General features: G+C 59.4%; 1 protein-coding gene. It reads left to right on the top strand.

Annotated elements, in window-relative coordinates; all coding sequences use genetic code 11:
- Positions 1-41: 41 nt before the first annotated feature.
- Positions 42-722: an IS1595 family transposase gene (locus tag AC1DVR_RS23825; protein ID WP_478003099.1), complete on the top strand. Its 681-nt coding sequence runs from the start codon at positions 42-44 to the stop codon at positions 720-722.
- Positions 723-732: the final 10 nt, after the last annotated feature.

Raw genomic sequence — 732 nt, 5'->3', positions numbered from 1 at the left:
GGGTCTTGACTAGCATAGAGCCAGAAAACTGGCGCAATGCTATGAAAAGGCTTATGAATCGCTACGCAAAAAGTTCGAAACTTTCTGAAGCCCAATTTCGGGCCTTCATCAGGCTCGTCGCGGCCGATCTCACGGCCAGTCAGATCGCGCAGGTCAGCGGCCTCAACCGCAACACGGTGAACCGTTTTCTGAGCCTTCTGCGCCTGCGCATGTCCGATTGGTGCGAGGCGCAGAAGCCCTTTTTCGGCGTAGTCGAGGCCGACGAATCCTACTTCGGCCCGCGCCGCGTCAAGGGCATGACCGGGCGCGGCGCCGGGCGCAAGACGATCGTTTTCGGGATCTTCGAGAGAGGCGGCCAGGTCTGGTGCCAGGTGGTTCCGGATGTCTCAATGCGTTCATTGCAAAGGGTTATTCTGGAGAGGGTGGCCCTGTCCTCGACCATCAACACGGACCGGTGGAGGTCCTACAATCACCTCGACGCGGTCGGCTATGCCCATGTCCGCGTCGACCACGGTCGCGACGAATTCGCCCGTGGCGAGGTCCATATCAACGGCATCGAGGCCTTCTGGGGCTACGCCAAAACCCGCCTCGCCCGCTTCCGCGGCCTAAGCCCCAAAACCTTCCCCTTGCACCTCAAGGAATGCGAGTTCAGATACAACAATCGCGGCAAGAACCTGACYAGGATCCTGCTCAAAATCTGCCGCGAAAACCCGCTCTCCTAGTCAAGACCCT

This window comes from Rhodobacter sp. P2_H5 (assembly GCF_056403335.1).
The sequence above is the reverse complement of the archived record's forward strand: the minus strand, read 5'-3'. Positions and strand labels throughout refer to the sequence as shown.